Source organism: Methylocystis suflitae (assembly GCF_024448135.1).
GTDB lineage: Bacteria > Pseudomonadota > Alphaproteobacteria > Rhizobiales > Beijerinckiaceae > Methylocystis > Methylocystis suflitae.
In genome coordinates this window covers 1-11076 of record NZ_JAMRYX010000121.1, presented here as the reverse complement: position 1 = coordinate 11076, position 11076 = coordinate 1, and the positions used below count along the sequence as shown (strand labels likewise).

8 protein-coding genes and 1 pseudogene are annotated in these 11076 nt (G+C 64.1%); 6 read left to right on the top strand and 3 right to left on the bottom strand.

Translation table 11 applies throughout. From position 1 onward, the window contains the following. Both NEI07_RS09845 and rsmD read left to right on the top strand, forming a co-directional pair. Positions 1–459: pseudogene (locus tag NEI07_RS09845) on the top strand (pseudouridine synthase); the annotation flags it as partial. A 3-nt stretch (positions 460–462) separates the two neighbouring features. Next, positions 463–1020, top strand: a complete 558-nt coding sequence (rsmD, locus tag NEI07_RS09840) for a 16S rRNA (guanine(966)-N(2))-methyltransferase RsmD (protein WP_256034296.1) — start codon at positions 463–465, stop codon at positions 1018–1020. A 28-nt stretch (positions 1021–1048) separates the two neighbouring features. Here the strand turns inward: rsmD and NEI07_RS09835 are convergent, their stop codons facing one another. Further along, the gene (locus NEI07_RS09835) at positions 1049–1471 is read right to left on the bottom strand and encodes a hypothetical protein (protein WP_256034295.1); all 423 of its coding nucleotides are present in this window, start codon (positions 1469–1471) and stop codon (positions 1049–1051) included. A 242-nt stretch (positions 1472–1713) separates the two neighbouring features. Next, a complete protein-coding gene (gene mutS, locus NEI07_RS09830) occupies positions 1714–4395 on the bottom strand; it encodes a DNA mismatch repair protein MutS (protein ID WP_256034294.1) in 2682 nt (893 codons plus the stop codon). Between the two features lie 122 nt (positions 4396–4517). Between mutS and NEI07_RS09825 the strand changes: the two genes are divergently transcribed. Beyond that, positions 4518–5534 carry a DUF3616 domain-containing protein gene (locus tag NEI07_RS09825; RefSeq protein ID WP_256034293.1) on the top strand — a complete coding sequence of 339 codons (1017 nt, stop codon included), beginning with the start codon at positions 4518–4520 and terminating at the stop codon, positions 5532–5534. A gap of 135 nt (positions 5535–5669) precedes the next feature. Here NEI07_RS09825 and NEI07_RS09820 read toward each other — a convergent pair whose 3' ends face one another. Beyond that, entirely contained in the window at positions 5670–6596 is a 927-nt protein-coding gene (locus NEI07_RS09820; RefSeq protein WP_256034291.1) for a hypothetical protein, read from the bottom strand. Positions 6597–6885: 289 nt separating this feature from the next. On the opposite strand from NEI07_RS09820, the gene NEI07_RS09815 reads away from it, so the two are divergent. The 3 genes from NEI07_RS09815 (at position 6886) to NEI07_RS09805 (ending at position 11048) form a co-directional block, all read left to right on the top strand. After that, complete coding sequence (locus NEI07_RS09815; protein WP_256034289.1) at positions 6886–9180, top strand: NADP-dependent malic enzyme; 2295 nt, start codon at positions 6886–6888, stop codon at positions 9178–9180. A gap of 148 nt (positions 9181–9328) precedes the next feature. Beyond that, positions 9329–10633: a UDP-glucose dehydrogenase family protein gene (locus tag NEI07_RS09810; protein ID WP_256034288.1), complete on the top strand. Its 1305-nt coding sequence runs from the start codon at positions 9329–9331 to the stop codon at positions 10631–10633. A gap of 25 nt (positions 10634–10658) precedes the next feature. Next, complete coding sequence (locus NEI07_RS09805) at positions 10659–11048, top strand: YybH family protein (protein WP_256034287.1); 390 nt, start codon at positions 10659–10661, stop codon at positions 11046–11048. Positions 11049–11076: the final 28 nt, after the last annotated feature.

The window sequence follows — 11076 nt, the reverse complement described above, 5'->3', positions numbered from 1 at the left end:
ACGCAAAGATTCGGGAAGCGGCCGGACGACCGCGCGAGCGGTCAGAGAAATTATCGCACGGCCAATCGCGATGACGCGCGGTTCGACAAGCGTCCGCCGCGACGCGACGGCGACGAGGCGCGGCGGGACACGCGCGGCGCCAGCGCGACGCGCCAGGAGCGGCCACGGACATTCGACAAGCGCCCGGCGCGCAGCGGCGAGCGTGAATTTTCGGCTGGCGACCGCGCGCCCCGCGAACGCAAATTCGATCAGACCCGCTCGGGCGGAGACGCGCGGCCTTCGCGCAGCGGCGGACCGGCTCGGGGCCCGCACAAAGGTCCACGCAGCGGACCTGGCAAAGGTCCCGCGGGCGGCCGAGGCGCGCCGCGCAAAGGCCCGCCCAAAGGACCCTTCAAGGGGCCGCGCAAAGGACCGCCCAAGGGACCCTTCAAGGGACCGCGCAAGCCGCGCGGCGCATAGACCATGCGCATCGTCGGCGGCGCCCTGCGCGGTCGGGCGCTTACGGGACCACGTTCGCAGGCGATTCGACCAACGTCCGAACGGCTGCGCGAATCCGTTTTCGACATTCTCGCGCATCGCTTCGGCGATCCGGTTGCGGGCGCGAATGTCGTCGATCTCTTCGCCGGCGCCGGCGCGCTCGGACTTGAGGCCGTGTCGCGCGGCGCGGCGCGAGCGCTTTTCGTCGATGACGGCGCCGAGGCGCGCGCACTGCTACGCGCCAATATCGAAGCGCTGGGACTTGGCGGCGTGACGCGCATCTTTCGCCGGGACGCCACCAAGCTCGGCGCCGCGCCGGCGGGCGAACGCTTTTCGGTCGCCTTCCTCGATCCGCCCTACGGCAAGGATCTCGCGACGCCTGCGCTTATCGCGCTTGTCGATGGCGGCTGGCTTGCGCCGGACGCCATCGTCGTCGTCGAAGAAAGCGCCAGGGCGCACGTCAACCTGCCGCCGAATTTGCTGCGCGAAGACGAACGCCGCTATGGCGACACGCAATTCGTCTTCGCGCGCAATCTTGCGTGACCTGCGGCGGACGCCGCCGCAGCGCGCCCTACTCAAAGGCGACTTGGACTTTCGTCACTGCGCGATCGAAAAGGCCGGTTGGCAGATAGCACAGCGGATTTGTGGCGAGCGGCGCTTCCTTGCAGTGCTCGTGATCGCTTGTCCAGGCATAGCCTGACCGCTCCATGCAACCCAAAATATACTTGCGGATCAGGTGATTTGGATCGAAGCGGCGATTTTCGGGATATGCCGACTCGCCGTCCAATTCGCAGGCCGACGTTTTAATTTGCTGCGCTTTGAAGAAGGATGAGCTGGAGCCGATCAGTCCGGCTTCCGCTCCAACGACCATGATCAATCCGCCGACGAAAGCCATGACCGCCGTCACCTTGCTGACCCTGAACTGTCCGTCGAGCAATGAGAGCACGCCACCTGCCGCCAAAGCGACGCCGACGAAGATCAACACGAGAATCATGACTTGTTCTCCGATGTCAGTGCATTTGGCGGCGCCGTCGGATGAGAGACGGAGATGCTGAGCGAAGGCCGCAGGCGGCGCCGGCGTATAGCCCCGATACTCGCGCCTTCGTTCGACACGCCTTGGCGTCGACGGAAGAACGCAACGGGGCTCGATGGATTTGAGTGTCTGCGCCAAACGCGCCGCGGTCTGCGACTTAGTCACGAGCCTTTAAGCTCGGCTTCAAACCACAAAAAACGCTTTCAGAGTTTCTTCTTCAATTCATAGAGCGCGGCGAGCGCTTCGCGCGGCGTCATCTGGTCTGGATCAATCTCTTGAAGCGCGTCGCGCAATGCGTCTTTCGGCGCCGACGCTTCAGCGAGGCGCGCGAAGAGCGGCAGATCGTCGATCAAAGTCTCAACCGGCGCGCGTCGGTCGGCCGCTTCCAACTCCGCGAGAATTGCGTGCGCACGCGCGACGACGCTCGCCGGCAGTCCCGCGAGCTGCGCGACATGCACGCCATAGGAGCGGTCGGCCGCGCCTTTGATCACCTCATGCAGAAACACCACATCGCCGGCGTGATCGGTCACCTTCATCGTCAGATTGACGAGCCGCGGCAGCCGCTTCGCAAGTTGCGTCAATTCGTGGAAATGCGTGGCGAAGATCGCGCGCGAGCGATTGACTTCGTGCAGATATTCGATCGTCGCCCAGGCGATCGACAGTCCGTCGAATGTCGCCGTGCCACGACCGATTTCATCGAGAATGACGAGCGAACGCGGGCTCGCGCAGTTCAAGATCGCCGCGGTTTCGACCATCTCGACCATGAAGGTGGAGCGACCACGGGCGAGATCGTCGGAGGCGCCGACGCGCGAAAACAGTCTGTCGATGACGCCGATGCGGGCGGACTGCGCAGGAACGTAGGAGCCCGTCTGCGCCAACAGCGCGATGAGCGCGTTCTGACGCAGATAGGTCGACTTGCCGGCCATGTTCGGCCCGGTGACGACGGCGATTCGGCCGCCCTCCGTGCCGCAAAGATCACAGTCATTCGCGGCGAAGGCCTTGCCGTGCGACTGTAGCGAAGCTTCGACGACGGGATGGCGCCCGCCGACAATCTCAAAATGCAGCGAGGCGTCGATCAGCGGGCGCGTCCAGCCGCGCTTCTCTGCGACTTCGGCGAGCGCGCCATAGAGATCGAGCCGCGCGAACGCCTCGGCAAGACGCCGCAAGTCCTCTGCGCGCGCGCAAACGTCTGCGACGAGCGCGTCAAAGATCGCCAATTCGCGCGCCAGTGCGCGATCCGCCGCCGAAGCGATCTTTGCTTCGAGTTCGACGAGTTCGCGCGTCGAGAAACGCATCGCGTCGGCCATGGTCTGGCGATGCGTGAAGGTCGCGTCGAAAGGCGGTCGCAGCAGTTTTTCGCCGTTCGCCAGCGACACCTCGAGAAAAAAGCCGAGAAAATTATTGTGCTTGATCTTGAGCTTCGTCTCGGTCAGCTCGGCGTAGCGTCCCTGCAGCTCGGCGATCACCTTGCGGCTTGCGTCGCGAAGACGTCTCGCCTCATCCAGCTCGGCGTCGCGTCCCTCGCGAATGAAATCGCCGTTGCGCCTGTCGAGCGGCAGGCTGTCTTTCAAGGCTGCGGCGATTTCACCGGCCAGCGCGATGTCCGCTCGAGAAAGCGTTTTGGTCTCCGCAGCGATCTCCGACGGCGGATCGAGCTGCGCGAAAAGACCCGCGATGTCCCGCGCAGCGTCAAGCGCGACGCCGACGCTTGCAAGATCGCGCGGGCCGCCGCGCTCCAACGACAGACGCGACACGGCGCGAGAAAGATCCGGCGCGCGCGCGAGTTTCGCGCGAAGCGCGGCGCGCAGATCTGGCTTTTCGAAAAAGAAGGCGACGGCGTCGAGACGCGCTGCGATCAATCGCGCGTCAGTCAGGGGCGCCGCGATCCGCTCGGCCAAGAGCCTCGCGCCGCCGGGTGTGACGGTGAGGTCGACGACCGAAAGCAGCGAGCCCTCGCGCGCGCCGGACAGCGTGCGCGTCAGTTCGAGATTGGCGCGCGTCGCCGCATCGATTTCAAGCGTCGCCAGCGCGCGCAGGCTCGTGGGGCGCGAGAGCGCCGGGCGCTGTCCCTTTTGCGTGCGCTCGACGTAGAGAATCGCCGTCGCGGCGGCGGCGAGCTCACAGGCGCTGAAGGCCCCGAAGCCCTCGAGCGTCGCCACAGCATAGAACTCCATGAGGCGTCGCGCGGCGTCGGCGCCGTCGCCAATCTCGCGGCCGATCGGCGCGATGGGCGCACCGGCGCCCGCGAAGAGCGTTGATAGAGACGGGTCGCGGCACAGCGCGTCGACGGCGATGATTTCGCGAGGCTCCAGACGCGCGATCTCGGCGCCGAGCGCACTCTCTTCGCGCTCACAGACCGTAAAGGCTCCCGTCGAAATATCGACGCTTGCCAAGCCGTATCGCCAGCGCCCGTCCTCCCCGCGCAAGCGCGCCATCGCCAAAAAGGCGTTGTCCCTCGCGGGATCGAGCAGCGTGTCCTCGGTGATCGTGCCGGGCGTGACAAGCCGTACGACGTCGCGCCGCACCACCGATTTTGTCCCGCGCTTTTTGGCTTCCGCCGGGTCTTCGATCTGCTCGCAGACGGCGACGCGATGTCCGAGCGCAATGAGCTTTTGCAGATAGTCGTTGGCGCGCTCGACCGGCACGCCGCACATCGGAATGTCTTCGCCAAGATGCTTGCCGCGCTTTGTCAGCATGATGCCAAGCGCGCGCGACGCGGTCTGCGCGTCTTCAAAGAACAGTTCGTAGAAATCGCCCATGCGATAGAAGAGCAGGCAATCGGCGTTCGCCGCCTTGATCTCGATATATTGCGCGATCATTGGGGTCACGCGCGTCTGCGCCTGGTCATTGAGATTTTGAGCAGGTACGGGCGCTGCGTGTTTCATGCCCGCCAGTGTAACGGCGTCGCAGCGCAAGCGCCACGCGCGGCATGCGCTTGCATGTGGACGACGCGTCCGCCCGAGCCTAGATTCGCCTCTTGCTTGCCGGATTGCGATTGGAGGCTTCGATGATTGCCGCCATCTACCGTCCTATTGCGCTTGCCGCAACCGCCGCTTGGCTGTGTTCGGCCGCTTTCGCCGCGGAGCGCGTCGCGCCAGAATCGCCACTCCCGTGGCAGGTCGACAAACACCCCTTTCGGGCGAAAAGAGCGAATGAAGCATTCAGCGGCTTTGCCTGCGCGACGAGCGGCATATGCGTGCTCGCCGTCGATGAAGGCCGCCAGGGCGCCTTCATGCGCATCAACGGCGAGCGGCTCGTCTATGTCGGGGAGCCCTTCGAATTCGATGGCGTGGAGAAGGAGCTCGACGCCGAAGCCGCGGCCGTCGACGGCGGCTATTTTTACGTGGCCGGATCACATGCCGCAAAGCGCGAAACATGCTGCGACAATTCTGACAGCCGTCGTGTCTACCGGCTCACGGCCGACGAGAATGGCCATCTGCGAACGATGGCGCACAGCGAACGCTTATGGGACGCGATGCGCAGCCTTCCCGAACTTGCGTCCTATGCCGTTCCCGGCGACTGCCGCTGCGACAGCGCCCCTGGCCGTAACCGCGTCGACATCGAGGGCATGGCGGCGGCGAACGGGCGGCTGTATTTCGCCTTGCGGGCGCCGAACATTGGCGGGAACGCCTACATTGTCGGCGTCGATGCAAAGGCTCTTTTCGAGGGCGGCGATCTTAGACCCTCGCTTGCAACGATTCCTTTAGGCGCCAATAGGGGCTTTCGAGATCTCGCAATCGCGGACGGCGTGGCGCTCGCCCTTGTCGGACCTAGCGGCGCTGAATCGTCAGCGGACTATTCGATCGTCGAATTGCGCGGACTGACGACCGGCGTGGCCGTGCAGCCAAAAGAACTCGCAACGCTCGACCTGCAGAATGCTCCGCTAGGAAAGAAAGGCGCGCTCATCAAGCCGGAAGCCATTGCCCTGCTCGAGTCGGACCCAAGACGCTACCGCCTGCTCGTGCTCTCGGATGGAGGCGAAGACGGCGCGCCGCTGGTCTTCAACATTCCCCGCAAGCCATAAAAAGAAGCCCCGGAAGAACGCTCTTCCGGGGGTTTCTAAGCATCATGTCATCGCCATAGCGCCAGCAGGATGATGATCGGTATGGGAACCCCGAGCATCCACAGCAAGACGGACCGGAACATTTCACACCTCCTGTTAGAAGCGAGAGAACGCCGCGACGCCAATGTTTTCATCGCGATGGCGCCCGCCGAGCGTCGCGCCGTACCAGGCCGCCGCCGCGCCGATGAGCATTGTCGCTGCGGAAAGGAACGCGAGCAGGATGCCGGTCTTGCGTGCGGTCTCGGCCGTCTCCTTCGCCTTTGCCTGATCTTCACGCAGGCGTTCGGCGCTCAGATCCACACGCCTTTCCGCTTCCTGCGGGGCGAGGCCGGAGCGCGAAGCGAGAACATTGACGAGATAGGCGCGATCTTCTCCGGAGATTTCGCCTGTCGCCAAGCCGCGCTCGACGATGCGCTTCACGATCGCGCGCGGATATTCGGCCGGCATCGTCACGCCCTGTGCGTTCACGTCGCCATCGCCGCGCAATAGAAAATCGACCCGCTCCTCGACCGGAGTAACGGCGGGCGCAAGCGCTGACGTCTCGGTTCTTGCGCCTTCTGCAGACGCCGCCGCGGAAACGCCGGTCTTTGCAAGCTGGAATATCGAGGCGCCAGCGATCAGCGCGAACACCACGATCGCCGCGGCCCAGAGCACCATACCATGGACGCCATCGCGCACTTCCACCTCTTCTTGCGTGACGTCTCCGACGCGCCGGCGCAGCCGTCCCGTGACGTAGCCGCCGACCGCAAAACTCGAAACGGTGATCCAAAGCACCCAGAGCGCCAACGCGATCAGATGCACAACCAAGGATGCGCCGCCATAAGGCGACGTCAACGACAGGCCGATCGCCGAACCGAACGCTCCCATGATGAAGGAGATTGCTCCGGCGATCATGGCGCCGGCGATGATGGCTGGCCAATCGGTGTTGGTCGAGCGGCCAGATAGGTCTCCAGCGGCCGTCACGGCGGCGACTTCGCCGCGCGACGCCCTGACGTCGAGTCCCGTTTGCGCGAAGTCACTCATCTGTCGCCTCCTCAGCGCAGGCCAAGAAATGATAAAATCGCCAGAACGACGACGATGAGTCCGATGAGATAAATGATGCCATTCATTCCGAAACCTCCGCTTCGACCGCTGCTGTGCCCAATCCTGACCTGAGCCGCCGCATGGACAGCCGCGCATGCCCTAAAACTCTGACGCTTCGTCATTGTTCCGTGACGCTTTGCGCAGCCGCCTGAGCTGGCAAAGCGCTTGTGGACGCAGCCACGCTCCGGTTATGGTCGCCGTGTTGCGTCGCAACAGCAAAGGGGCAAAGATGGCCGACGACATGGCGGGGAATCGGGCGGAAGGAGAGCAGCGCGCGACGATATCGGACAAGGAGGCGCTGCTGTTTCATTCGCGCGGCCGCCCCGGCAAGCTCGCCGTCATCGCCTCGAAGCCGATGGCGACTCAGCGCGATCTATCACTTGCCTATTCGCCGGGCGTCGCCGCGCCGGTGCTCGCCATCGCCAAGGACCCTTCAGCGGCGTTCGATTATACCACCCGCGGCAACATGGTCGCCGTCATCACCAACGGCACCGCGATCCTCGGGCTCGGCGATCTCGGAGCGCTGGCGGCGAAGCCAGTGATGGAAGGCAAAGCCGCGCTGTTCAAGCGGTTCGCCGACATCGACTCCATTGATCTCGAGATCGATGCGAAGGAGGTCGACGCATTCGTCAACGCCGTGCGGTATCTCGGCCCCTCATTCGGCGGCATCAATCTCGAAGATATCAAGGCGCCGGAGTGTTTCGTCATCGAGGAGCGGCTACGCGACCTCATGGACATTCCGGTGTTTCATGACGATCAGCACGGCACGGCGATCATCTCCGCCGCCGGCATGCTCAACGCGCTGCTGTTGACGGGCCGCGATATCGGATCAGCGAAACTCGTCTGCAACGGCGCCGGCGCCGCCGGCATCGCCTGTCTCGATCTCGCCAAAGCCATGGGTTTCGATCCGCGCAATGTCATCCTGTGCGACACCAAGGGCGTCGTCTATCGCGGCCGCCAGGAGGGGATGAACCAGTGGAAGAGCGCGCATGCCGTGGACACCACGGCGCGAACGCTCGCCGAGGCGCTGGAAGGCGCCGACATCTTCTACGGTCTCTCCGTCAAGGGCGCCCTGACACCCAGCATGCTTCGCAGCATGGCCGACAATCCGATCGTTTTCGCCATGGCCAATCCCGACCCGGAGATCACGCCGGAAGAAGCGCGCGCCACGCGCGCCGACGTGATCATCGCCACCGGCCGTTCCGACTACCCCAACCAGATCAATAACGTCCTCGGCTTTCCCTATATTTTCCGGGGCGCGCTCGACGTGCGCGCCAAGACGATCAACATGGAGATGAAGATTGCTGCGACGAAGGCGCTGGCCGATCTGGCGCGCGAGGACGTGCCGGACGAAGTCGCCAACGCCTACCGTGGCTCCCGGCCACGTTTCGGCCGTGACTATATTATCCCGGCGCCCTTCGACCCGCGCCTCATCTCCATCATCCCGCCCGCCGTGGCGCTCGCGGCGATGGACAGCGGCGTCGCGCGCCGCCCCATCGTCGACATGAAAGCCTATCGCGCCGAGCTATCGGCGCGTCGCGATCCGATCGCCGGGCTGATGCAGACCATTCACGAACGCGTGCGGCGTGATCCCAAGCGCGTCGTCTTCGCCGAGGGCGAAGAGGAGCAGGTGATCCGCGCCGCGCTCGCTTTCGTTAACCAGGGCTTTGGACGCGCCGTGCTTGTCGGCCGGGAGGATCGCGTCAAGGAGGCGGCGGAAAATGCCGGCCTTGAACTTCCCGCAGAGATCGAAATCCACAACGCCAAACTCTCTAACCGTAACGCAGTCTATGCGCAGTTCCTGTTCGAGCGCCTGCAGCGCAAGGGCTTTCTGATGCGCGACTGCCAACGGCTGATCAATCAGGACCGCAATCATTTCGCCGCCGCGATGGTGGCGCAGGGCGACGCCGACGCCATGGTGACGGGCGTGACGCGCAATTTCTCCCACGCGCTTGAAGACGTGCGTCGCGTCATCGACCACAAGCCCGGCCACCGCGTCATCGGCGCGTCGATCATTCTCGCAAACGGCCGCGTCGTCGTCGTCGCCGATACGGCGATCACCGAAATGCCCGACGCTCACGAGCTGGCCGAAATCGCCATCGAGGCGGCCGGCGTCGCGCGCCGCATCGGACTCGAGCCGCGGGTCGCCATGCTGGCCTTTTCGACATTCGGCTATCCGCCGGGCGAGCGCACGGCGCGCGTGCACCAGGCGGTCAATGTTCTTGACCAACGGCGCGTCGATTTCGAATATGAGGGCGAGATGGGCGCGGACATTGCGCTCAACAAGGATCTCATGAGCGCCTACCCGTTTTCGCGACTCACCGATACGGCGAACGTCCTTGTCATGCCAGCGTTTCATTCGGCGGCTATTTCGACAAAAATGTTACAGGAACTGGGCGGCGCGACCGTCCTGGGTCCGCTGATCGTCGGACTCGACAAACCGGTTCAAATCGTCCAACTCGGCGCGACGGACACGGAGATCGTCAATATGGCGGCGCTCGCCGCCTTCGGCGTCGGCGGATGACCTACCCTCCCCTCGAATGAGGGGGTTGCGCCGTAAGCGCGGGATGGGGTGAACCGCGCGTCCCGCACCCTGCTCACCCCACCCGCGCGGCTTCCCCGCGCGACCTCCCTTGGGAGGCGATCGCACATGAAGCAAGAGACTGACGCTGATGAATATTACGATGATTGGTTCTGGCTATGTGGGTCTGGTCTCGGGCGCCTGTTTCGCCGACTTCGGCCATAACGTCATTTGCGTCGACGCGGACGCGAACAAGATCGAGCGCCTGAAGCGCGGCGAGATTCCGATCTTTGAGCCCGGCCTCGACGAACTCGTCGCCAATAACGTCGAACAGAACCGCCTTTCCTTCTCCACCGAACTCGAACCGGCGGTCAAAGGCGCCGACGCGGTGTTCATCGCGGTCGGCACGCCATCGCGGCGCGGCGACGGCCATGCGGATTTGTCCTTCGTCTACGCCGCCGCGCAGACCATCGCCAAGGCGCTCGAGGGATTCACGGTCGTCGTCAACAAGTCGACCGTTCCCGTCGGCACCGGCGACGAGGTCGAGCGCATCATGCGCGAAGTCAATCCGGACGCCGATTTCACCGTCGTCTCCAATCCTGAATTCTTGCGCGAAGGCGCGGCGATCGAGGATTTCAAACGCCCCGACCGCGTCGTCATCGGCATCGAAGATCCGCGCGCCCGCGAGGTGATGGAGGAAATCTATCGTCCGCTGTCGCTCAACGCGCCGCCGCTGATCTTCGTCGGGCGGCGCACGTCGGAGCTCACCAAATACGCTGCCAACGCTTTTCTCGCGACGAAGATCACCTTCATCAACGAGATCGCTGATCTGTGCGAAAAGGTCGGCGCCGACGTGCAGGACGTCGCGCGCGGCATCGGCCTCGACAAGCGCATCGGCGGGAAATTCCTGCATGCGGGACCGGGCTATGGCGGCTCCTGCTTTCCCAAGGATACGCTGGCGCTGATTAAGACGGGGCAGGACGAAGGCGCGGCGCTGCGCATCGTCGAAACAGTGGTCGCAGTGAATGACGCGCGCAAGCGGGCGATGGCGCGCAAGGTGATCAACGCGCTCGGCGGCTCGGTGCGCGGCAAGAAGATCGCGCTCCTGGGATTGGCCTTTAAGCCCAACACCGACGACATGCGCGACGCGCCCTCGCTCGCCATCGTCGCTTCGCTTGCCGGCGACGGGGCGCAGGTGCACGCCTATGACCCTGAGAGCATGGCCCAGGCGCGTCCGCTGATGCCGGAGGTCACCTTCCACGACAACGCCTATTCGGCGCTGGAAGGCGCCGACGCGCTCGCCATCGTCACCGAATGGGACGCCTTCCGCGCGCTCGATCTCGATCGGGTCAGGAGCCTCTTGAAGCAGCCGATCATCGTCGATCTGCGCAACGTCTATCGCCCCGGCGACGTGCGCAAGCGCGGCTTCACCTATGTGAGCGTCGGACGGAGATGAGAGGAATCACGCGGAGCCTTGCGGAATGACGGACGACGAAAGAGCCATTCGCGAGTTGGTCGACGCGTGGATGGTCTCCAGCAAAGCGGGCGACCTGACAGCGTTGCTCGATCTGATGACGGATGACGTGGTTTTTTTGACGCCGGGCGGAAAGCCGTTCGGAAAGGAGGCCTTCGCCGCCGCGTCGAAAAACATGAAGAACGTCGCGATCGAGGCGCGCAGCGAAATCCAGGAGCTCTGCATTTTTGGCGACTGGGCCTATATGCGCAGTTACATCGAGATGACGGCGACGCCTAGAGACGGAGGCGCGCCTTTGCGTCGGACCGGAAATACATTGACGATTCTACGCAAGGAAGCCGATGGGCGATGGCGGCTGGCCAGAGACGCAAATCTTTTGGCTGCGGAAAAATCCTGAGCCGAAAAGATTTGCGGCCGTTTGTCTC